The organism is Pseudomonas sp. PK-RTE-24 (assembly GCF_054052265.1).
In genome coordinates this window covers 159,499-179,109 of sequence record NZ_CM133224.1, presented here as the reverse complement: position 1 = coordinate 179,109, position 19,611 = coordinate 159,499, and the positions used below count along the sequence as shown (strand labels likewise).

The 19,611-nt window shown below is 61.8% G+C and carries 17 protein-coding genes; 9 read left to right on the top strand and 8 right to left on the bottom strand.

The genetic code is table 11. The features are described from left to right. Positions 1–234 precede the first annotated feature (234 nt). The 3 genes from ACV8MC_RS00845 to ACV8MC_RS00835 form a co-directional block, all read right to left on the bottom strand. Positions 235–1,923 carry an ATP-dependent DNA ligase gene (locus ACV8MC_RS00845; protein ID WP_252877599.1) on the bottom strand — a complete coding sequence of 563 codons (1,689 nt, stop codon included), beginning with the start codon at positions 1,921–1,923 and terminating at the stop codon, positions 235–237. Next, complete coding sequence (locus tag ACV8MC_RS00840; RefSeq protein WP_041478061.1) at positions 1,920–2,954, bottom strand: ligase-associated DNA damage response exonuclease; 1,035 nt, start codon at positions 2,952–2,954, stop codon at positions 1,920–1,922. The genes ACV8MC_RS00845 and ACV8MC_RS00840 overlap by 4 nt, the downstream gene beginning before the upstream one ends. Positions 2,955–3,477: 523 nt before the next feature. Continuing rightward, positions 3,478–5,928 (bottom strand): penicillin acylase family protein, encoded by a 2,451-nt coding sequence (locus ACV8MC_RS00835; RefSeq protein WP_457264168.1) that lies wholly within the window; start codon positions 5,926–5,928, stop codon positions 3,478–3,480. Between the two features lie 201 nt (positions 5,929–6,129). Between ACV8MC_RS00835 and ACV8MC_RS00830 the strand changes: the two genes are divergently transcribed. Continuing rightward, positions 6,130–6,687 carry a cysteine hydrolase family protein gene (locus ACV8MC_RS00830; protein WP_457264166.1) on the top strand — a complete coding sequence of 186 codons (558 nt, stop codon included), beginning with the start codon at positions 6,130–6,132 and terminating at the stop codon, positions 6,685–6,687. Positions 6,688–6,887: 200 nt separating this feature from the next. Here ACV8MC_RS00830 and ACV8MC_RS00825 read toward each other — a convergent pair whose 3' ends face one another. From ACV8MC_RS00825 to ACV8MC_RS00810, 4 genes are all read right to left on the bottom strand, one after another. Continuing rightward, positions 6,888–7,091, bottom strand: coding sequence for an SEC-C metal-binding domain-containing protein (locus ACV8MC_RS00825; RefSeq protein ID WP_003198420.1), 204 nt, complete (start codon positions 7,089–7,091; stop codon positions 6,888–6,890). A 5-nt stretch (positions 7,092–7,096) separates the two neighbouring features. After that, positions 7,097–7,582 carry an LEA type 2 family protein gene (locus ACV8MC_RS00820; RefSeq protein ID WP_252883290.1) on the bottom strand — a complete coding sequence of 162 codons (486 nt, stop codon included), beginning with the start codon at positions 7,580–7,582 and terminating at the stop codon, positions 7,097–7,099. Between the two features lie 103 nt (positions 7,583–7,685). Beyond that, positions 7,686–8,162 (bottom strand): YchJ family protein, encoded by a 477-nt coding sequence (locus tag ACV8MC_RS00815; protein WP_457264163.1) that lies wholly within the window; start codon positions 8,160–8,162, stop codon positions 7,686–7,688. Positions 8,163–8,166: 4 nt separating this feature from the next. Then, a complete protein-coding gene (locus ACV8MC_RS00810; RefSeq protein WP_056783350.1) occupies positions 8,167–8,664 on the bottom strand; it encodes a DUF6231 family protein in 498 nt (165 codons plus the stop codon). Positions 8,665–8,863: 199 nt separating this feature from the next. Here ACV8MC_RS00810 and ACV8MC_RS00805 point away from each other — a divergent pair, with 199 nt between their 5' ends. From ACV8MC_RS00805 to ACV8MC_RS00790, 4 genes are all read left to right on the top strand, one after another. Beyond that, complete coding sequence (locus ACV8MC_RS00805; protein ID WP_041478049.1) at positions 8,864–9,559, top strand: OmpA family protein; 696 nt, start codon at positions 8,864–8,866, stop codon at positions 9,557–9,559. Positions 9,560–9,649: 90 nt separating this feature from the next. Further along, positions 9,650–10,372, top strand: coding sequence for an OmpA family protein (locus tag ACV8MC_RS00800; protein ID WP_056783354.1), 723 nt, complete (start codon positions 9,650–9,652; stop codon positions 10,370–10,372). A 160-nt stretch (positions 10,373–10,532) separates the two neighbouring features. Further along, positions 10,533–10,814: a DUF1145 domain-containing protein gene (locus tag ACV8MC_RS00795; RefSeq protein ID WP_016771375.1), complete on the top strand. Its 282-nt coding sequence runs from the start codon at positions 10,533–10,535 to the stop codon at positions 10,812–10,814. Beyond that, positions 10,807–11,565, top strand: coding sequence for a collagen-like triple helix repeat-containing protein (locus tag ACV8MC_RS00790; protein ID WP_150636396.1), 759 nt, complete (start codon positions 10,807–10,809; stop codon positions 11,563–11,565). The genes ACV8MC_RS00795 and ACV8MC_RS00790 overlap by 8 nt, the downstream gene beginning before the upstream one ends. A gap of 200 nt (positions 11,566–11,765) precedes the next feature. Here the strand turns inward: ACV8MC_RS00790 and ACV8MC_RS00785 are convergent, their stop codons facing one another. Beyond that, entirely contained in the window at positions 11,766–12,230 is a 465-nt protein-coding gene (locus ACV8MC_RS00785) for a CopD family protein (protein WP_016771373.1), read from the bottom strand. 97 nt (positions 12,231–12,327) lie between these two features. Between ACV8MC_RS00785 and dinG the strand changes: the two genes are divergently transcribed. From dinG to ACV8MC_RS00765, 4 genes are all read left to right on the top strand, one after another. Continuing rightward, positions 12,328–14,472 (top strand): ATP-dependent DNA helicase DinG, encoded by a 2,145-nt coding sequence (dinG, locus tag ACV8MC_RS00780; RefSeq protein ID WP_024011911.1) that lies wholly within the window; start codon positions 12,328–12,330, stop codon positions 14,470–14,472. A 95-nt stretch (positions 14,473–14,567) separates the two neighbouring features. Further along, positions 14,568–17,036, top strand: coding sequence for a beta-galactosidase (locus ACV8MC_RS00775; protein ID WP_457264158.1), 2,469 nt, complete (start codon positions 14,568–14,570; stop codon positions 17,034–17,036). Between the two features lie 210 nt (positions 17,037–17,246). Continuing rightward, entirely contained in the window at positions 17,247–18,392 is a 1,146-nt protein-coding gene (locus ACV8MC_RS00770) for a serine hydrolase domain-containing protein (RefSeq protein ID WP_252877604.1), read from the top strand. 113 nt (positions 18,393–18,505) lie between these two features. Then, entirely contained in the window at positions 18,506–19,609 is a 1,104-nt protein-coding gene (locus ACV8MC_RS00765) for an OmpA family protein (RefSeq protein WP_041478044.1), read from the top strand. Positions 19,610–19,611 lie beyond the last annotated feature (2 nt).

Below are 19,611 nucleotides of genomic sequence, written 5' to 3'. Positions count from 1 at the left end.
GGTAGTTGAATGCACGGAAACGGGCATTGCTGTTTGCATGCACTGTTTCGGTTCAAACGCGTAGCTCAGAGCAGGGAAAAACTGTGGCAAGGGGTTTGTCCCCGATGACTGATCGTTCCCACGCTTCTGCGTGGGAATGCATCAACGGACGCTCCGCGTTCGGCTCTGAGGGGGACGCAGAGCGTCCCAGGCTGCGTTCCCACGCAGAGCGTGGGAACGATCAGTGAAAAGGGGTTAGGCCAACAGATCTTGAAGGGTAGCGAGGCTGTCCGCTTCTTCGACGGTCTTGTCCTTGCGCCAGCGGAGCATGCGCGGGAAACGCACGGCGATGCCGCTCTTGTGCCGGCGCGACAGGGCGATGCCTTCGAAGCCGAGTTCGAACACCAGGCTCGGCTTGACGCTGCTGACCGGGCCGAATTTCTCCACGGTAGTCTTGCGCACGATGCTGTCGACCTGGCGCATCTCTTCATCGGTCAGCCCCGAATAAGCCTTGGCGAACGGTACCAGCGAGCGTTGACTGGATTCCGGCGGGCCGTCCCACACCGCGAAGGTGTAATCGCTGTACAGACTGGCGCGACGACCGTGTCCGCGCTGGGCATAAATCAGTACCGCGTCGACGCTGAACGGGTCGACCTTCCACTTCCACCACACGCCCATGTCCTTGGTCCGGCCGACGCCATAAAGCGATTCGCGCGCCTTGAGCATCATGCCTTCGACGCCGAGTTTGCGTGACGCTTCGCGCTGGCGGCCGAGGTCGAGCCAGTCTTCGCCGGTCAATACGGGGGAGGGCAGCAGTACCGGGCTGTTGCAGCGCGCGATGACTTCCTCGAGTTGCGCCCGTCGCTTGACCTGCGGCTGGTTGCGCCAGTCCTCGCCCTGCCATTCCAGCAGGTCGTAGGCCAGCACTACCACCGGCACTTCTTCGAGAATTTTCTTGTCGAGCGTCTTGCGACCGATGCGTTGTTGCAGCAGGGCGAACGGTTGCACGGCCGGCGGCTCATCGGATTGCGGATCGAAGGCATCTTCGGTGGTCGGATGGGTGCTCTTCCATACGACGATTTCGCCGTCGATCACCGTCCCGTCGGGCAAGCCGTGGACCAGCACATCGAACTCGGGGAAGCGCTCGGTCACCAATTCCTCGCCGCGCGACCACACCCACAGCTTGCCGTCGCGCTTGACTACTTGCGCGCGGATACCGTCCCACTTCCATTCCACCTGCCAGTCGCTGGCGGGGCCGAGCAGGGCTTCGAATTCCTCGACCGGTTGCGCCAAGGCGTGGGCAAGAAAGAACGGGTAGGGCTGGCCGCCGCGCTGGGCATGTTCGTCGGCGGATTCCGGGGCGATCAGTTTCAGGTAACTCGCGGCGTTGGGCCGGTTCGACAGATCGGTGTAACCGACCAGGCGCTGGGCCACGCGTTTGCTGTCGAGGCCGGCCATCGACGCCAGGGCGCGGGTGACCAGCAACTTCGACACGCCGACGCGGAAACTGCCGGTGATCAGCTTGATGCACAGCATCAGGCTCGGCCGATCCAGTTGCGCCCACAACATCGGCAGTTGGCGCGCCAGATATTCCGGGGTTTCACCGCGCAGTGGCAGCAGCTTGTCTTCGATCCATTCGGCTAGACCGGCCTCGGAGCTGTGGGAATTTTCCGGCAGCACCAGAGAAATGGTCTCGGCCAGATCGCCGACGGCCTGATAGCTTTCTTCGAACAGCCACGGCTCCAACCCTGAAACTTCTACCGCCAGCTCACGGAGGATGCGCACCGGGACCAGTTGACGAGGCCGACCACCGGAGAGGAAATACACCGCCCATGCGGCATCTTCCGGCGCGGCCTGCGCGAAGTACACCTGCATCGCCGCCAGCTTGGCGTTGCTCGACGTGGTGGCGTCGAGTTCGGCATATAACTCGGCGAACGCTTTCATGGGGACGTCTCGGCAACGGTGGGTTCGGTGGCGATGTTGTCGTCTTCGTCATCGCCGTATTCAGTGGTGAAGCCTTGTGCATCAAGACCCTGTTCGCGCAGATGACGTACGAGCACGCCGATCGAGCCATGAGTGACCATCACCCGCTCCGCGCCGGTCTGGTTGATCGCCCAGAGCAGGCCGGGCCAGTCGGCGTGATCGGAGAGGACGAAACCGCGATCGACGCCGCGCCGCCGCCGGGTCCCGCGCAAGCGCATCCAGCCGCTGGCGAAGGCATCGCTGAAGTCGCCAAAACGGCGCATCCACGTGCTGCCGCCCGCCGACGGCGGAGCAATGACCAAAGCCTGGCGCATGATCGGATCGCTTTTTTTCACGTCGCCCGCATAGATCGTCGGCGGCAGGTACACACCGGCATCGCGGTACACACGGTTCAACGGTTCGACCGCGCCGTGGCTGAGGATCGGCCCGAGGGTTTCGTCGATGCCGTGGAGGATGCGTTGGGCCTTGCCGAAGGAGTAGCAGAACAGCACGCTGGCCTTGCCGGCGGCGATATTGGCCGCCCACCACTGATTGATCTCGGCGAAGATCTGCGCCTGCGGCTGCCACCGATAGATCGGCAGGCCGAAGGTCGATTCGGTGATGAAAGTGTGGCAGCGCACCGGTTCGAATGGGGCGCACGTGCCATCCGGCTCGACCTTGTAATCCCCCGACGCGACCCAGACTTCGCCGCCGTATTCCAGGCGCACCTGCGCCGAACCGAGGACATGCCCGGCGGGGTGAAAGCTCAGGGTCACGCCGTGATGGGTCAGGCGTTGGCCGTAATCAAGGGTTTGCAACTGGATATCCTGACCCAGACGCGCGCGCAGAATCCCGGCGCTGGCGCTGCTCGACAGGTAGTGCTGATTACCGGTGCGCGCGTGATCGCCATGGGCATGGGTGATCACCGAACGCTCGACCGGCCGCCACGGATCGATATAGAAATCCCCGGCGGGGCAGTAGAGACCTTCAGGTCGGGCAATAACAAGATCCATGTCGTGACCGGAATGGGGGGCTTGTTAGCTATGAGGCGGGCGTGAGGCTGGAAGTTCGATCGGCTTTGAAGCGCTACCCTCACCCCAGCCCTCTCCCAGAGGGAGAGGGGGCCGACCGAGGTGTCTGGTGAGGTACATCGACCTGGGGGACCGAGTTGAATATGGATCCGGCACAGCCTTGAGCCTGATCCAATGTTGGATTCACCTCGCTTTGTAGAGGGGCCGACCGAGGTGTCTGGTGAGGTACATCGACCTGGGGGACCGAGTTGAATATGGATCCGGCACAGCCTTGAACCTGATCCAATGTTGGATTCACCTCGCTTTGTAGAGGGGCCGACCGAGGTGTCTGGTGAGGTACATCGACCTGGGGGGCCGAGTTGAATATGGATCCGGCACAGCCTTGAGCCTGATCCAATGTTGGATTCACCATCTCTCTTTCAGGTCGGCGCAAGACCCAAGCATCCCCCAATCAGTCCCCTCTCCCTCAGGGAGAGGGCTAGGGTGAGGGGCTGTTGATCTTGCTCTATTTCCCGGGGGTGAGGGTCAAGCGGGCCTTGCCATACACCCGATCAAAGTTCTGCGGCTGCATCGGCAGGCCGATGTACTGACCTTTCAGCCATGCATCGATCCCGTTCAGGTAGTTCGGACTCAGTGGATTGCCCGACTGCCCCGTACCGTTCTGCGCCATCAGTGGCTCGCTCTGGCCGAAGTCGACGATAAAACGCATCGACGGCGCGCGCGTGGTAACGAAGTCCTGGCCCCAGGCAAACGCCGAGTTGTTCAGCGTGGTGTGATCGCCACCGGCTGCCAGTGGTCCGCGCACGGTCTGGCCGTTGCTGTTTTTCCACGCATAGCTGTGCAATTTGCCCCACTGCCAGGCGCGATGATCGCCGCCCAACTGGCTGTCACCGGCAGTAATCGCCGCAGCGAGGCTACGGGCGAGAATCACGGATTTGTCTTCCTTCTGCGGCGTGCGCAGGTCATCCCAGAACGGACTGTCCTCACGCCCCAAGAGATGATCGGCCTGCGCCGCGTAGGACAGATCGCCATTGGCGACAAAGGCCTTCCACGCCGGGCTCGACTCAGGACCCAGTTCATCGAGGAAGATCTGCTTCATGCTTTCCTGCAGAAACAGTTCATAAATCGCCGCATCCGCCGAGGTCGGGCTGAGCTTGCCGTCGAACGCCATCAAGCGCGTGAAGGCTTCGCGGGCCTTGCTGCGTTCGGCTTCCGGCAGGGCGTCGATCGCCTGTTTCAGCGGTTGCTTCATCCCCGGTGCTTCGAAGACTTTTTTCAGCTTGGCGGCGAACGTGGTGGTCTGGTCGTACTGCATGGCGATCACGCTGCGGCTGTCGTGCTTGCCGCTGCCGGCCATTTCCGCCAGGCGCTCGCCGCGCTCCGGTGCCGCCCAGGATTTCGACAACTGCATGCCGTAGCCGTCGGGAATTACACGCTGGTTGGCGGTACCGAGCCAGCCTTGTGCCGGGTCCTGATCGTAGGGGTGCAGCATCGGGTCGGCGTAACCGTCCCAGTCGTAGCGACCGTCCCAACCCGGCGAGGGCAGCAGGCCTTCACCTTCGCGACGGTTGGGGAAGCGCCCGGTGACTTGCCAGCCGATATTGCTTGCATCGGCAAAGACCAGATTCAGGGTAATGGCGCGGATTTCACGGCTGGCGTCTGAGGCGCGCTCGACGTTCTGCGCGCGGGTCAGGTCGAAGAAGGCATCCAGGGTTTTGTCGTCAGTGAAGCTTGGCGTCTGCAAGGCGAGGCCGAAACCGTTGCCTTGCGCCGCTGCCTGGGCACTGTTGAGCAGCGCGCCGTGGCGGGTTTCGTACACGGCTTCGCGAATCGGCCGCTGGCCTTTGACGAAATAGGTTTCGTTGCGCACGCCCAACGGCTGCCATTTGCCGTTGACTTCATAAGTGAGGCTGCTGCCCTGACGGCGGATTTTCTCGAGGAACAGGTCCTGATTGTCGCCGAGCACGCTGGTCATGCTCCACGCCACTTTGCCGTTGAAGCCGCCGAGCACCATCGGCAGACCGGCAACCGTGACGCCGGCGGCCTGATATTTCGGCGCGCGGATCTGCACGAAACTCCACAGAGACGGTGCGGCCAGCGGCCCGTGCGCATCGCTGGCCAGCAGGCTCTTGCCGCTGCGGCTGCGTTGCGGGGCGATCGCCCAATTGTTCGCAGTCGGTGTGGCGAGCAGGTTCAGCGACGACAGTTGCTGGCTGGCGCTGCTCAGTTCGGTCAGCCCCGGAATCTGCCCATTGAGCTTGAGGCCTTGGAGCTTGTCGGCTTCAGCCACTGGCAGGTTTTCATCAGGCGCCGACGGGCTCAGCCAGGCGAGTTTGTCAGTGGTCACGGTTTGCGCGAGCACCAGTGACTGGATTTCCTCCGGCAGGTTGGCCGACTGGCTGAAATTCAGCAGGGTAAAAATCAGCGCCGAATCTTCCGGTTTCCAGTATTCGGGCTTGTAACCGCTGGCGGCGAGGTCGCCCGGCAACTTGTCGGCGTAGCGGAACAGGTAGGCGTTGACGCCCCGTGCATACACTTCGAAGAAGCGCTTGAGCCGTGGCGACGAGGCCTTGTACAACTCGCCGGCGCTCTTCTTCAGATTGACCGCGCGCATGTAGCGGTCGGCATCGAGCATCGACGCGCCGGACATTTCCGCCAACCGGCCCTGAGCCAACAGGCGCAGGGTGACCATCTGGTTGATGCGGTCGCTGGCGTGGACATAGCCGAGGCTGAACAGCGCGTCATGGAAGCTGTTGCTCTCGATCAACGGCATGCCCATCGCATTGCGCCGCACCGACACGTTCTGCGCCAGGCCCTTGAGTGGTTGCACGCCGGAGGTCGGCGGCAGGCTGTCCTGGGCGTTCCAGGTCTGGCAACCGGACAGGCCGAGAACACCGGCCACTGCTGCGGCAACGCCGAACCGGGGAAGAAAATGTGTAAGGGCTGGCGAGGCCATGGCGAAGCTCCTGCGGAGGTATAAGGCTGGGGGCGCAATAAAGCCGCTACGTTAGTGAGGGCGCGAGGGCCGCGCAAGCGGGGCGAGCGGTTATTTGTGCTGTTGTCGGCTGATCGGTCAAAGCTGTGACAGTTGCTTGTGGGAAAGCGCTGATGTTGAACTGCGGAATGAGTCCCGAGACCTGTCAGGAGAAAGATCGCTATGGAGCTTCAAAGCAACGCTGCGCTGATCATCATCGACCAGCAGAAAGGCATTCTGCATCCGCGTCTGGGGCGGCGGAATAATCCTCAGGCCGAAGAGCGAATGCTTGAGTTATTGGCGCTGTGGCGCCTGCGCGGGCGCCCGGTGATTCACGTGCAGCATTTGTCGCGCTCACCTGACTCGGTGTTCTGGCCGGAGCAGGACGGAGTCGAGTTTCAAGAGCGTTTTGTCCCTCAGGGCGGGGAATGGCTGATCCAGAAACAGGTGCCGGACGCGTTTTGTGCCAGTGGGCTGGAGGCGCAGTTGCGTGAGGCCGGGATCGGGCAACTGATCATCGTTGGTGTGGCGACCAATAACTCTGTTGAGTCGACGGCGCGCACTGCGGGCAATCTGGGTTTCGACACATGGGTGGCAGAGGATGCGTGCTTTACCTTCGACAAAGCCGATTATTTCGGCAAACCGCGTACCGCTGAAGAGGTGCACGGGATGTCGCTGGGCAATCTGCATGGGGAGTACGCGACGGTGGTCAGTGCTGCCCTGATTCTGACAGTCAACTGATAGACCTGTGGGAGCTGGCTTGCCAGCGATTGCGGTGAATCAGGCGACATCAATGCAGGGATGTGCCGCCCTATCGCTGGCAAGCCAGCTCCCACAGGGCTGCGCAGGTTCACAAAAATGTGTTGAGTGCAGATCAACTGTGGGAGCGAGCCTGCTCGCGAAGGCGGCAGGTCAGGCGAAGAAGATCTTCGCCCGTGACATCAAGCGCCGTGGCACTTCTTGAATTTCTTGCCGTTGCCGCATGGGCAAGGGTCGTTGCGGCCGACGTCTTTCAGGGCGTTGCGCACCGGTTCCTGGTGGGCGTGGCCGCAGTTCGGGCCGTGGACATGGCCATGGTCGTGATCATGATGGTGGTCATGATCGTGGTTGCAGTCAGGGCCATGGACATGGGGTTGCTGGGTCATCGAGGTCACTCCGGAGTTAGATCGGCGGGGATTATCACGCCATTGCGCTCAAGGTGCACGTAGTGGGCGATGAATAAACCGGTTTCCATTTCCCCCTGCAATTGATAGGGAATCTGCTGGTTCGGATTTTTCAGCAGTTTCACCACGTGTTTGATCTTCGGCCACAGGTTGGTGCGGATCGGCACTTTGAAGTAAGCGCTGCGCTTGGGACCCACGGTAAACCAGTGCTCATGCTCGCCTTCGGTGAGCAGCATGTCGGCCAGGTGAATCCGGTATTCAAGGCCGCGCACGGTCAGGTCGCTGTCGTTGGGATTGTCGACGCGAAAGTGCAGGATGAATTTCTGTTCGAGCAGTTTGGCCCGCACCACCTCGACTTTCACCAGATGCACGGCAGGCTCGACGCTGTCATCGCTGAACCACGAGGCACAGCCGCCGAGGTTTACGATCAGCATCAACAGCAGGAAATGTAATGTGCGCCGACGACCGAGCATGAAATTGACTCCCTTTGTGCCCAGTCTAGACCTTAAAAGATTTCAGTCTTCGGCTAATCCCGTGTAGGAGCTGCCGAAGGCTGCGATCTTTTGATCTTGGCTTTCAAGCGCCGAAATAACCCGCACAACACTTCTTGAACTTCTGCCCGCTGCCGCAAGGGCAGCCGTCATTGCGCCCCAGCTTCATCTGCACCGTGGGATCGATGAAGTACCAGCGCCCGGCGTTTTGTACAAAGGATGAGCGCTCGCGATGGCTGTGCTCGCCCTGGCTGTCATGCCAGCGCGCGGTGAAGGTCACAAAAGCGTGTTCCGGCTGGCCGCCGAACACTTCCGAGCTTTCCACCTCAAGACCAAGCCAGGTGCTTTGCGCGCTCCAGTCGCTGATCGATTGTCGGTTCAGCCCCGCCTGTTGCGCGGGCAGGGTGGTCGCCACCAGATAGTCGATCAGCCCCAGCACATAAGCGCTGTAGCGCGAACGCATCAAGGCTTCGGCACACGGCGCCGGGTGGCCGTCATGATAAGGGCCGCAGCAGGCATCCAGCAGATTGCCGCTGCCGCAAGGGCAAATGGGTGTACTCATTGCATTACCACCAGTATTTCCCGAAGTTTTCCGGATTGGCCCAGAAGCGTGAATTGAGCCAGTCGGGGACTTGTTTGTAGTCAAGCAGATCGTAGGTGAACAGGGTCAGCACCTGCGCGTCGCGCTGAAAACGCTCGCTGGCCTGCAGTGCCAGCGAATAGAAATCGGTTTCCTGCCAGCCACTGGCGGCCAGATCCGCCAGCACCGCGATGCGACTGGCGTTGAGATTGCGGATGCCGCCCAACAGGTTCAGGCCATCGCGTTTGGGCAAATGTTCCAGGCAATCGACTACCAGCGCCAGATCGAAGCGTTGCGCAGCCAATTCGGCGGGCAACGCGCCGGGCGCGGCATGGGCGACCACGGTGTCTGGATGCGCGTCCTTGAAAGCGCTCAAGGCGGGAAACTCGCTGGCGCCGATCAGCAGCAGTCGGGCCGGGGCGTAGCGATCCAGCAAAGCGGCCAACGCCTGTTGTGGCGTGCGCGAAGAAATGGCGACGTTCATCGAAGCTCCTCAGTCAGACCGCCAAGACTAGCCTGCCAGACTGCGTCGGCAAAGCACCCGGTAGCGGCGGTTTCCGCTGAAAGTGGCAAACCCCTGTGAACACGGTCGCAAACAGCGGTGGCCTATTGCTGGCGGAGATTAAAACTCCGGTCTTTACTCCCTGAATCGGTTTTAAGCCGATCCCTCAGGAGAAAACTAGATGAGCATAGTTCGGACAGCATTACCCTTGGTTCTGCTAACCAGTGTGTTGACTGGTTGCGCAGGTTTGCAGAAAACCGACTGGCCGACCTGTGCGGCGGTCGGTGGTGTCGTCGGTGCCGGTCTCGGCGCGACCGAGAGCGCCTCGTGGGCGGGCGGCGGCGCACTGATCGTCGGTGGTATGGCGGCGGCCTATTGCTGGGTGCACGGTGATGGCGATGAAGACGGTGATGGCGTGCCGGACAGTCGCGACAAGTGTCCGGGCACGCCAAAAGGCGTGCAGGTCGATGCTGACGGTTGCCCGCCACCGACGCCTGCGCCAGTGGTCGAAGAAGCGGTTGTGGTCAAGGAAGAAACCATCGTCATTCGTGATGTGCATTTCGAATTCGACAAAGCCACGCTGACCGGCCCTGACAAGCAAGTGCTGGACAAGGTCGCCGATCGCCTGAAACAGGAATCCTCTACCGCGCAACTGACCGTGACCGGTCACACCGACAGTGTCGGCAGCGATGCCTACAACAAGAAACTGTCGGATCGTCGTGCGCACTCGGTGGTGGAATACCTGATCCAGCAGGGCGTGCCACGTGCCAGCTTCGTTTCGGTGTCGGGCCTTGGTGAAAGCCAGCCTGTGGCTGACAACAAGTCGGCTGATGGTCGTGCACAGAACCGTCGCACCGAAATCAAAATCGTCCGCTAGCCCCTCTCGCATCCGCGGCTTGTGCAGTCGCGGATGCGGGTCTTTACTCCTGTGTAACCGGTATGGGCCGGTACACAGGAGCGTTCACAAATGCGTCTTTTCTCAAGGTCCGTCTTGCCGGTGCTGCTGCTTGGCAGCTTGCTCACCGGTTGTGCCACTCACAGCGATGGCACCGCCCCCCTCAATCAACGTACGTGGCCGATCTGCAGCCTGCTTGGCGGTCTGGTCGGCGGCGGTCTTGGCGCCATTGAAAGCGCCGGCTGGGCCGGCGGCGGCGCGGCATTGGGTATCGTCACCGGCGGGCTGATCTGTTACGCCCAGGATGGCGACGAAGACAGCGACGGCGTCTTCGACCGCCGCGACCGCTGCCCGGACACTCCGGAAAACACCGAAGTCGATCACCGTGGCTGCCCGCTGCCGCAATATCCGGTGGCAGTCAAACCGGTCGAACCGGCGCCGCAATCTGAAGTGATCACCTTGAGCGATGCCGGCAACGTGCTGTTCGATTTCGACAAGTCCGATCTTACCCCGGCGGCCAAAGCCCAGCTCGACACCTTGATGGACAAGCTGCGCAATGCCGATGTGGTCAGCATCAAGGTCATCGGGCACACCGACAGTAAAGGCTCCGACGCCTATAACCAGGCTTTGTCCGAGCGGCGCGCGAGCAGTGTCGCAGCGTATCTGTTGAGTCAGGGGCTGGCGCCGAACAAGCTCACCAGCGAGGGCCGAGGCGAGAGTGAGCCGGTCGCCGATAACGCCAGCGATGAAGGCCGCGCGGACAATCGCCGGGTCGAGCTGCACATCAATCGTTAGCAACCGTCTGTAGTACGCAGGCTAGAGCTGCCGGGTCGAGATCGTCGCCCCGGCAGCCATTTCATCCGCGTTTGCACAAATTTCATTTTTCCCTCTGGCTTATCCCCCGCAGAAGCCGGTACTGTGCGTGCAAAGAATAATTCGCAACACGGGGGAGCGTATGAAGGTGTTCTGGGGGCTGGGGCGTTTGCTGACCCTGCTGTTCTGCTGCGTGGTGCTGGCCAATCAGCTGGTGCCGTTTGTTCATCCGCTGCATCTGCTGGTGAATCTGGCCGGCGCTCTGTTGTTGCTGATTCATCTACTCGAAGTGCTGCTGTGCAACCGCAGCCTCAAGGGCCGTCCGCACCCTTGGCGTGATCGTGGCCGCATCCTGTTGTTCGGCGTTTTCCACCTGCAAACCATCCCGGCCCCGGCCGCTCCGGAGGCTTCTTCCCATGCGTAAACTCTGCCTGCTCGCTGCATTCATCAGTCCACTGGCCTGCGCCCAGGTGGTCAACGTGCAAAGCAATTCTTTGATGCGCTTGCCCAACACCACCAGCACGCTGCAACTGGAGAAACTGGAAGTCGCCGATTACGGCACCTTGCTGATCCCGTCCAACGTGACTGAATTGAACATTGATGAACTGCGTCTGGGCCACGAAGCACGTATTGCTATCGTTCCGGCTGAACAGGCGCTGGAAGTGAAGGTCAAGCGCGCTGAATTGAGCGAGGGCAGCCAGATCACCGCGCGCGGCGCCCCCGGCACTTATGAAAAAGCGGCCCGGGCCGGGCGCAATCTGAACCTGCAATTTCAGGCCCTGAGCGCGCCGCAACTGACGGTCGATGCCCGTGGCGGCAGGGGCGCGCCGGGTTTCGTCGGCCTCGACGGCGGCAACGGTGAAGATCCGGGCTGCACCTATGGCTCGGCCGGCCACGGTGCCGATGGCAGTGACGGCAGCGATGGTCAGCCAGGCGCGCCGGGTGCGCTGGTGCGCCTCGCCGTACCACGGGATTTCCCAGTCGAGCTGATCAAGGTCAACGTGGCTGGCGGTGCCGGCGGACCGGCGGGTGTCGGCGGCAAGGCGGGCAAGGGTGGCAAGTCCAAGGGCTGCCTGGTCTATCGCGCTGATGGCGGCAAGAACGGCAAGGCCGGCGCGGATGGCCAGCCTGGGCCGGTGGGGGCGGCGGGTTCGGTTACCGTGCAACGGCTCTAAAACTGCGACCCGCTCTCTGATCAATAAAATGCTTTGGTGAGTGAAGATCTTTGGTGAGTGAAATTATGTGGCGAGGGGATTTATCCCCGCTGGGCTGCGTAGCAGTCCCGCTTTTGATTTTTAGAGCGGGGCCGCTTCGCGACCCAGCGGGGATAAATCCCCTCGCCACAACTGTGTTCACAGCAGAACAAGAGTGCGATTCAGAGCATCGGTCTCGCCGCCGCCACAGCCACCAGCACCAACCCGACAAGCAGATTAAGCCCCACCACCCGCCGAATCCGCCCCAGCACTGCCGCACCCGCCGGCCAATCCTTCGCCTCAACCGCCTTGCGCAACTCCGGCAGCATCAGCCCTTGAATGCGGATGAACAGTGCCGTCATCACCACATACAAACCGATCATCACCTGCACGTACTTCGGCGCGGTTTCAAATCCGACCTGCTGCAGATGCAACATGCCCACGCCGCTGATCGGCAACAGGATCACCGCGACCCAAACCCAACGGAAAAAACCTTGAAACACTTCCACCCACAGGGTCAGGCGAGCGGGGCCGTCCAGAGCCTTCACGGCCGCAGGGCGCAAGACCATCCAGGCGAAAAACATACCGCCGACCCACACCAGAGCGGCGAGGACATGCAGGGGGTAAACGAGGCTAAAAGGTGTCATTGGGTCACTCCGTTCTGCGCGGGATCGATTAGCGGGGTATGATAGCCGCCGAATCAAACCACTGAAAATTTATCCAGCGTTTTGCGCCCGACACTCAATGATCAGCACTGAACTCAAAACCACGATCCAGGGCGCCTATTCGCGTTTTCTAGAGGCCAAGAGCCTCAAGCCGCGTTACGGCCAGCGCCTGATGATCGCTGAAATCGCCAAAGTCCTCGGAGATATCGACACCGACGACGAGGGCCGGCGCAGTGGCGACCCCGCGATTGTCGCGGTGGAAGCCGGCACCGGTACCGGCAAGACCGTGGCCTACAGCCTGGCGGCGATCCCCACGGCGAAACTGGCCGGCAAGCGTCTGGTCATTGCCACCGCGACCGTCGCCCTGCAAGAGCAGATTGTCTACAAGGATTTGCCCGACCTGATGCGCAACAGCGGGCTGAATTTCAGTTTTGCCCTGGCCAAGGGCCGTGGTCGCTACATGTGCCTGTCCAAGCTCGACATGCTGTTGCAGGAAGGCCACGCACAAACCGCCACCGCGCAGCTGTTCGAAGAAGAAGGCTTCAAGATCGAAGTCGACGAGGCCAGTCAGAAGCTGTTCACCAGCATGATCGAAAAGCTCGCCGGCAATAAATGGGACGGCGACCGCGACAGTTGGCCTAACGCGCTGGAAGACGCCGACTGGGCGCGCCTGACCACCGATCACAGCCAGTGCACCAACCGTCATTGCCCGAACTTCGGCCAGTGCGCTTTCTACAAGGCTCGCGAAGGCATGGGCAAGGTTGACGTGATCGTTACCAACCACGACATGGTCCTGGCTGACCTGGCACTGGGCGGCGGCGCCGTGTTGCCTGACCCGCGCGACACCATTTACGTGTTCGACGAAGGTCACCATTTGCCGGACAAGGCCATCGGCCACTTCGCTCACTACACGCGCCTGCGTTCCACCGCCGACTGGCTGGAAACCACCGCCAAGAACCTGACCAAGCTGCTGGCCCAGCATCCGTTGCCGGGCGATCTCGGCAAGCTGATTGAGCAGGTGCCCGAGCTGGCGCGGGAGATCAAGACGCAGCAGCAGTTCATGTTCACCGCCTGCGAGCAGATCGCCGATTTCAAACCGGGCGAAGACGTCGAAGGCCGCGAGCGCCCGCGTCATCGCTTTGTCGGCGGGGTGATTCCCGAGGACATGCGCGAGATGGGCATCGAGCTGAAAAAAGGCTATTCGCGCCTAAACGACCTGTTTCAACGCCTGACCGACCTGCTCAAGGAAGGCATGGACGGCGAGGTCAACATCGGTATCGCCAGCAATCAGGCCGAAGAGTGGTATCCGCTGTTCGGCAGCCTGCTGTCCCGCGCTTCCGGCAACTGGGAATTGTGGACCGCGTTCACCGCCGAAGACCCGGAAGACAGCCCGCCCATGGCACGCTGGCTGACCCTGGCCGAAAGCGGCTCGCTGTTCGACATCGAGGTCAACGCCAGCCCGATTCTGGCGGCGGAAACCTTGCGTCGCAGTTTGTGGAACGTCGCTTACGGCTGCTTGGTGACGTCGGCGACGCTGACGGCGCTGGGCACCTTCGACCGTTTCCGCATGCGCGCCGGTCTGCCGAAAAAAGCCGTCACCGCCGTAGTGCCGAGCCCGTTCCATCATGCCGATGCCGGCGTGCTGCGCGTGCCGGATCTCAAGGCCGACCCGCGCGATGCCGCCGCCCACACGGCGGCGATCATTCGCGAGCTGCCCGATCTGGTGGAAGGTTCACGAGGCACACTGGTGCTGTTCTCCTCGCGCAAGCAAATGCAGGACGTATTCGACGGTCTCGACCGCGACTGGCGCAAGCAAGTGTTCATTCAGGGCAACCTGTCGAAACAGGAAACCCTGAACAAGCACAAGGCGCGGGTCGATGGCGGTGATTCCAGCGTGCTGTTCGGGCTGGCCAGTTTTGCCGAAGGTGTCGATTTGCCGGGGGCCTACTGCGAGCACGTGGTGATCGCCAAGATTCCGTTCTCGGTGCCCGATGATCCGGTTGAGGCCGCGTTATCGGAGTGGATCGAGGCGCGCGGTGGCAATCCGTTCATGGAAATCTCCGTGCCCGATGCCTCGCTGAAACTGGTTCAGGCCTGCGGCCGTCTGCTGCGCACCGAAGAAGACCGCGGCACCATCACCTTGCTCGACCGGCGTCTGGTCACTCAGCGCTACGGCAAGGCGATCCTCAATGCGTTGCCTCCTTTCCGTCGTGAAATATCCTGAGACACGGGTGGGCCGATTGGCCCGCCGCGTTGTCTATCTCTCTGCCACCGCTTTTCCACTGGCCTTGACTGGTCGTTAGGGAGAACTCCGTTCTTATGATCCGCCGTTCGTTGCCCGCTGTTTTCGCCTTGATCTTTGCCGCGCCGTTGCTGGCGGCCCCTGCCGGTCAGCAGACGCTGTTCAACTTCGTACGCCCGGCCGACGTGGTCAAGGTCGCCACGGAAAACGCCGACCTGCCACAGGCCAATGCCGAACAGACCGCCGAAGGTGAAGTGCTGCGCCGGGTGACGTTCAACCCGGTCGCCCGCCCGACCTTGCGCCTGACCCCACAGACTGGTGCTTGGGACTGGTCGCAGTCCGACATGATGACCCTGCGTCTGCAAAGTGCGATGAATTGGGCGGTCACAGTCTATGTGCAGATCCAGAGCAACGATGGCCGCACTCTGGTCAGCCGCGTCGATCTGCCCGCAGGCCCCGCGCAGACCTTGCTGGTGCCGCTGGTGGCGTCGACGCCACTGAGCCAGGGCATGAAAGCCGGGCCACCGATGCCGATGACCGTCGATGGCCAACGCATCCTGCTGGCCAGCAGCACGGGCGAGATCGACCGCAGCCAGGTGGTTTCGGTGAGTCTGTCGATGGATCAGCCGAAAGTTGCGCAGAGCCTGTTGCTCGAGCGGTTCGGCGTGCAGGACGGCGAATCGGTGACGCGGGCGGTGTACGGCAATCTGGTCGACGCCTACGGTCAGTCAACCCGTAGTAAATGGCCGGAAAAAGTCAGCAGCGACGAACAACTGAAAAGCGCCGCCAGCAAAGAGCAGCAACAGCTGAATACGTGGCTGGCCGAGCGTGAAAAGGCTTCGCTGGACACATTCGGGGGCTGGAACAAAGGCCCGGCGTTCAAGGCCAGCGGTTTCTTTCGCACGGAAAAACGCGATGGCCGCTGGTATCTGGTGACTCCTGAAGGCCACCCGTTCTATTCGTTGGGCGTCAACACCGTCAGCGCGCAGGTCAACCAGACCTACGTCGCCGGCCGTGAATCCATGTTTGAATCGTTGCCTAAGAACGACGACCCGCTGGCCGCGCATTTTGGCGAGGGTGACAACCGTGGCGGCAATGGCGCCGACCAGGGGCGTGGCTACGGCAACGGCCGCTGGTACGACTTCTATGGCGCCAACCTGCAACGCCTGTACGGCGAACCGTGCAAGGCAGACAGCGACAACAAGGCCGGGATTGCCGAAGCGGCGAAGGCTGGGGCGGCTGAGGCCGGTTCGGTGCAGGCCGCTGAAACCGCAGCGGTGCCTGCCGAGCCAAAATCCGGTATTGCCGAAGCGGCGCAGACCGATGCGGTGCAAGCGTCCAGCGCGCAAACCACTCCGTGCACAGCCGCAATTGATGAAGAACGCTGGACCCGGCATACCCTCGATCGGCTGCAAGCCTGGGGCTTCAACACAGTGGGCAACTGGAGCGCGCCGTCGCTGGCGGATGCTGAACGCGTGCCGTACACCTTGCCGCTGTCGATCGTCGGCGATTACACCAGCATCAGCACCGGCAGCGATTGGTGGGGTGGCATGCCGGATCCGTTCGATCCGCGTTTCGCCATGGCCACCGAGCGCGCCGTGGCCATCGCCGCCCGCGATCACCGTGACGATCCGTGGCTGATCGGTTATTACGCCGACAACGAACTGGCCTGGGCTGGCCCTGGCGACGATCCAAAGGCTCGCTACGCACTGGCCTACGGCACGTTGAAAATGACCACCGACGTGCCGGCCAAACGCGCCTTTCTCAAGCAATTGCGCGACAAGTACCGCAATCAGGCCGGACTGTCCAAGGCCTGGGGCATCGAGTTGCCGGCGTGGGAATTGATGGAAGACCCTGGCTTCGTGCCGCCACTGCCGAACCCGGAGCATCCGGAGATCGAAGCGGATTTCAAATACTTCCAGAAGGTCTTCGCCGATACCTATTTCAAGACCATTTCCGATTCGCTGAAATGGCACGCGCCGAACCAGATGCTCCTTGGCGGTCGTTTCGCCATCAGTACCCCTGAAGCCGTGGCGTCCTGCGCACAGTATTGCGATGTGTTGAGCTTCAACATGTACACGCTCAAGCCGCAGGACGGCTACGACTTCGCCGCGCTGGCAGCCCTGGACAAACCGGTGCTGATCACCGAATTCAACTTCGGCTCGGCCGACCGAGGTCCTTTCTGGGGCGGCGTGACGCAGCTGGCCAAGGAGGAAGATCGCGGCCCGGCCTATGCCAACTTCCTCAAACAGGCGCTGAGCGAACCGTCGATTGTCGGCATGCACTGGTTCCAGTATCTGGACCAACCGGTGACCGGGCGTTTGCTCGACGGCGAGAACGGCCATTTCGGTCTGGTAGGTGTGACCGATCTGCCGTATCAGGGATTTGTCGAGGCAGTGCGCAAAAGCAATCTGCAGGCGCTTGAGCAACTGGGCAAGGAGGCGCAGAAAACCCCGGCTGCGGAAGTTGAAGGCGGGCGCAAGGCCGAGGCTGGCAAAGCTGCGGAGGCTGCACAGGCGGGTGGGCATTCGGGGAATGGTCACTAGGTTTCAGACCGCGTTATCGTTCTTCGCGAGCAGGCTCGCTCCCACACTGGATATCAACAGCAGCGGAGATCCCCTGTGGGAGCGAGCCTGCTCGCGAAGGGATCGCCACAAATTGCCGATCAACCGTCTGGCCCGCGCCTGTTCCCAAATCCCTCAAGGGCTGGAACAATGCGGACCACTTTGTAGAGCGTTTTCGCGGGGGAGTTGCGGGTGCAGATTCAGGGACATTACGAGCTTCAATTCGAAGCGGTGCGCGAGGCTTTCGCCGCACTGTTCGACGATCCCCAGGAACGCGGCGCAGCCCTGTGCATCCAGGTCGGTGGAGAAACCGTCCTCGACCTCTGGTCCGGTACTGCCGACAAGGACGGCGCCGAAGCCTGGCACAGCGATACCATCGCCAACCTGTTTTCCTGCACCAAGACCTTCACCGCCGTTACCGCGCTGCAACTGGTGGCTGAAGGCAAGTTGCAACTCGATGCCCCGGTTGCCCGCTACTGGCCGGAATTCGCCGCTGCCGGCAAAGAATCCGTCACTCTGCGCCAATTGCTTTGCCATCAGGCCGGCTTGCCGGCGCTGCGCGAACTGCTCGCCCCTGAAGCCCTTTACGATTGGCAAACCATGGTCGACGCCCTCGCGGCCGAAGCGCCATGGTGGGCGCCGGGCATCGGTCACGGTTATGCCGCGATCACCTACGGTTGGCTGGTCGGCGAATTGCTGCGCCGCGCTGACGGGCGTGGGCCGGGCGAATCGATCGTCGCTCGGATCGCCAAACCGTTGGGCCTGGATTTCCATGTGGGCCTGGCCGACGAAGAATTTCATCGGGTAGCGCACATCGCCCGTGGCAAGGGCAACGCCGGCGACGCTGCGGCGCAGCGCCTGCTGCAAGTGACCATGCGCGAACCGACGGCCATGACTACCCGCGCGTTCACCAATCCGCCGTCAGTGCTGACCAGCACCAACAAGCCGGAATGGCGCCGCATGCAGCAACCGGCGGCCAACGGCCACGGCAACGCGCGCAGTCTCGCCGGGTTCTATGCCGGCCTGCTCGATGGCAGCCTGCTCGAGAGCGAGATGCTCGAAGAGCTGACCCGCGAGCACAGCCTTGGCGATGACAAGACCTTGCTCACCCGTACCCGTTTCGGCCTCGGCTGCATGCTCGATCAACCGGACGTGCCCAACGCCACCTACGGCCTCGGCCCACGCGCGTTCGGCCATCCGGGAGCGGGCGGCTCGATCGGTTTTGCTGATCCTGAGCACGATGTGGCTTTCGGTTTCGTGACAAATACCTTGGGGCCTTACGTTTTGATGGATCCGCGCGCACAGAAGCTGGCGCGGGTGCTTGCCACTTGTCTGTAAAGCTTCAACTGAGGTTCCAGGGTCGGAACCTCGAAGGGATTTTCGTTTCAAAACGGCTGTTTATCCGGGCGAAAGTGCTCTGATTTTTCATTACTTCATTTTGTGGATTTTCAATGTCATCTAAAAAGACCCTCGCCCTGGCCCTGTGTGTAGCGATCACCGGTTGCGCACAGACTCCGAAAAACGATGCAGATGGCGGCAGTTGGTGGCCGTTCGGTTCTTCCGACAAAGTCGCGGCCAAAGATTCGGCCCCGGCTCCGGCTCCTTTGAAACCTGCGGCGACTGCGCCAGTGGCCAAGGCCGAGAGCAGCAACCCGTGGTACTGGCCGTTCGGTTCCAGCGATGAAGCGGTCAAGGCTGATCTGAAAGCCGAGGTTAAACCTGAAGCCAAACCGGTCGAGGTGGCCAAAGCCGAGGCGCAGTCCAATGGCAAATGGTGGTGGCCGTTCGGCGGCAAGGATCAGCCAACCGCCAAAGCCGTGCCGATGCCCGATCCGAAGGTGACTCAGGCCTGGCTGGATGACTACGAACCGCGTCTGCGTGAAGCGGTGAAGGACAGCAATCTGCAACTCGAACGTCGCGACAATGTGCTGGTAGTGACGGCGCCGGTCGAAGGCTCGTTCAATCCGGACCGTCCGGCGATGCTGCTGCCGGTCACCCTTGGCCCGTTCACTCGCGTGGCGAAAATACTTGAAGCCGATCCGAAAACCGCAGTGCTGGTGCTCGGTCACAGTGATACCAGCGGTGCCGCACCGGCCAACGTCAAGCTGAGCCAGGAACGTGCGCAATCGGTGGCAGCGATCTTCCGCCTCAGCGGCTTGCAGCGTGATCGCCTGATGCTGCGCGGCATGGGTTCCGAAGCGCCGCGTGCGGCCAACGACAGCGTTGAAGGCCGCGCCTTGAACCGTCGTGTCGAGCTGCTGGTGACTCCGCAAAACACCATGGTTGCGCTGCTGAGCAAATACAACATGCCAGCACCGAAGCCGGTGACGATGGTTGCTGCGCAAGACGTCAAGCCAGTTGCCAAACCGGTTACCCCGGCGCCTGCGGCGAAAAAAGCCGCTGTGCCGGCGGCGAAAAAGGCGCCAGCCAAGAAAACCGCCGCCAAGGCTCCTGCGAAGAAGGCCCCGGCCAAGGCTCCAGCGAAAAAAACTGCACCAGCCAAAGCCGCCGCGACCGACAAGAAAGTCGCCGCAGCCGACGCCGCCAAGAAGTGATC

Excerpts from the sequence above, each read along its gene's own strand:
- ACV8MC_RS00810 (WP_056783350.1), bottom strand. The coding sequence starts at position 8,664 with ATGAACGTCGCCATTTCTTCGCGCACGCCACAACAGGCGTTGGCCGCT.
- ACV8MC_RS00825 (WP_003198420.1), bottom strand. The coding sequence starts at position 7,091 with ATGACCCAGCAACCCCATGTCCATGGCCCTGACTGCAACCACGATCAT.
- ACV8MC_RS00795 (WP_016771375.1), top strand. The coding sequence starts at position 10,533 with ATGAAGGTGTTCTGGGGGCTGGGGCGTTTGCTGACCCTGCTGTTCTGC.
- ACV8MC_RS00765 (WP_041478044.1), top strand. The coding sequence starts at position 18,506 with ATGTCATCTAAAAAGACCCTCGCCCTGGCCCTGTGTGTAGCGATCACC.
- ACV8MC_RS00805 (WP_041478049.1), top strand. The coding sequence starts at position 8,864 with ATGAGCATAGTTCGGACAGCATTACCCTTGGTTCTGCTAACCAGTGTG.
- ACV8MC_RS00835 (WP_457264168.1), bottom strand. The coding sequence starts at position 5,928 with ATGGCCTCGCCAGCCCTTACACATTTTCTTCCCCGGTTCGGCGTTGCC.
- ACV8MC_RS00840 (WP_041478061.1), bottom strand. The coding sequence starts at position 2,954 with ATGGATCTTGTTATTGCCCGACCTGAAGGTCTCTACTGCCCCGCCGGG.
- ACV8MC_RS00785 (WP_016771373.1), bottom strand. The coding sequence starts at position 12,230 with ATGACACCTTTTAGCCTCGTTTACCCCCTGCATGTCCTCGCCGCTCTG.
- dinG (WP_024011911.1), top strand. The coding sequence starts at position 12,328 with ATGATCAGCACTGAACTCAAAACCACGATCCAGGGCGCCTATTCGCGT.
- ACV8MC_RS00800 (WP_056783354.1), top strand. The coding sequence starts at position 9,650 with ATGCGTCTTTTCTCAAGGTCCGTCTTGCCGGTGCTGCTGCTTGGCAGC.
- ACV8MC_RS00820 (WP_252883290.1), bottom strand. The coding sequence starts at position 7,582 with ATGCTCGGTCGTCGGCGCACATTACATTTCCTGCTGTTGATGCTGATC.
- ACV8MC_RS00815 (WP_457264163.1), bottom strand. The coding sequence starts at position 8,162 with ATGAGTACACCCATTTGCCCTTGCGGCAGCGGCAATCTGCTGGATGCC.
- ACV8MC_RS00775 (WP_457264158.1), top strand. The coding sequence starts at position 14,568 with ATGATCCGCCGTTCGTTGCCCGCTGTTTTCGCCTTGATCTTTGCCGCG.
- ACV8MC_RS00845 (WP_252877599.1), bottom strand. The coding sequence starts at position 1,923 with ATGAAAGCGTTCGCCGAGTTATATGCCGAACTCGACGCCACCACGTCG.
- ACV8MC_RS00830 (WP_457264166.1), top strand. The coding sequence starts at position 6,130 with ATGGAGCTTCAAAGCAACGCTGCGCTGATCATCATCGACCAGCAGAAA.
- ACV8MC_RS00790 (WP_150636396.1), top strand. The coding sequence starts at position 10,807 with ATGCGTAAACTCTGCCTGCTCGCTGCATTCATCAGTCCACTGGCCTGC.